The sequence below is a fragment of the Azospirillum sp. B4 genome, from assembly GCF_000333275.1.
GTDB lineage: Bacteria > Pseudomonadota > Alphaproteobacteria > Azospirillales > Azospirillaceae > Nitrospirillum.
This window is the reverse complement of record NZ_BACU01000616.1, coordinates 1-973: the sequence shown is the minus strand read 5'-3', so window position 1 is coordinate 973 and position 973 is coordinate 1. Positions and strand designations below refer to the sequence as shown.

1 protein-coding gene is annotated in these 973 nt (G+C 70.2%); it reads left to right on the top strand.

The features are described from left to right. Nucleotides 1-155 precede the first annotated feature (155 nt). Nucleotides 156-857 carry a hypothetical protein gene (locus I55_RS37415; RefSeq protein WP_049974558.1) on the top strand — a complete coding sequence of 234 codons (702 nt, stop codon included), beginning with the start codon at nt 156-158 and terminating at the stop codon, nt 855-857. The last annotated feature ends 116 nt before the right edge of the window (nt 858-973 follow it).

Here is a 973-nt window from a genome sequence, read left to right as displayed (position 1 = left end):
GCAGTCCAGCTCAAACAATTGATGTGCTGTTTAGTTACAGCGGCACTCAAACGAACTGGACAGTCCCTGTAACCGGCGACTATCAGATCACTGCCGTCGGCGGAAGCGGTGGCTTCAGTTCCACAGCCAAATATCCCAATTCGGCCGCGACAGCGATGGGCACGTTCCACCTTAACGCGAACGACCAACTGCATATCATCGTTGGCGGCTTGGGCGGCCAGGGGCAGCCGTGGCTGACCGGCAGCACCAATAACCCACAAAGCGTATCGGGCGGCGGCGGCGGCGGCGGCAGCTTCGTCCTGGCCGCCGACAATACGCCCCTGCTCGTGGCTGGCGGCGGCGGCGGCGGCGGGGCGGCGATCAATGTGAAGGTCGCTGCCACGACGACGACATCGGGGACCGCCGGCGGCGGGGCGGGCGGCGGGGCGGGCGGCACGAACGGCGGCGGCGGCAATGGCGGCGGCGGCAATGGCGGCGGCGGCGGCGGTGGGGTCTCCGGTTCGGGCACCGCCGGCTCCGGCTCCGGTGGCGCGGGCGGCGCCAATTATGCCGGCGGGGCCGGCGCCACTAACGGTTCTGCGGTCGCGGGTGCCGGCGCCTTTGGCGGCGGCGGCGGCGGCGGGGCGGGCAAGGGCGCCGGCGCGGGCGGCGGCGGCGGTGGCGGCTACAGCGGTGGCGGCGGCGGTTCCGGCACCACCCAGGTCATCACCAGCACCAACGGCTATGGTTATGCCGGAGGCCTGGGCGGCACGGGCGGATCCTATGTCGCGAGTTCCGCCACGAACCCGGCCATCACGCTCGCCACCTCCACCTGGGTTCCGGGACAGGTCGAAATCGTCCTGCTTCCCACCCAATAGCCCGGAGCCATTCCTATGGACACGCTCGCCCCCAACACTTCCACCTCCCTCGCGCTTATCCCCAACGCCTATGCCAACCTGGGCACACCCACGGGCATGACCGGGGCCACATCCTG

Coding starts and splice junctions, on each gene's coding strand:
- I55_RS37415 (WP_049974558.1), top strand. CDS start 156: ATGGGCACGTTCCACCTTAACGCGAACGACCAACTGCATATCATCGTT.